We start from the raw sequence: 277 nt of genomic DNA on the forward strand, positions 1-277 counted from the left end.
CTACGGGCTGTGGGATGCCGACACCGGGTTGAGCGGCTGGTTGACCGAGGCCGACCGGGAGCGGATGCGCAGGCAGGGCCTGCCGGCACTCTCGGTGGACGAGGGACTGGCGCTGTTCGATGCCGGTCTCGCGGTGGATGTGGCGGCGCTGGTGCCGTTGCGAGTGGATGTTCCGGCCTTGCGTTCGCGGGGCGAGGCACTGCCCGTGTTGCTGCGCGGTCTGGTGCGTGGTCCGGTGCGGCGTGCGGTGCGGTCGGGCGGTTCGGCGCTGGTGCGG

The 277-nt window shown here is 72.6% G+C and carries 1 protein-coding gene; it reads left to right on the forward strand.

The window, feature by feature from the left end; genetic code table 11:
- A partial coding sequence (locus ACSC1Q_RS43250) for a hypothetical protein (RefSeq protein ID WP_436764554.1) occupies nt 1-277 on the forward strand: 277 nt, incomplete at both ends.

The organism is Streptosporangium heterodermiicola (assembly GCF_051390675.1).
In the GTDB taxonomy this organism is placed as follows: domain Bacteria; phylum Actinomycetota; class Actinomycetes; order Streptosporangiales; family Streptosporangiaceae; genus Streptosporangium.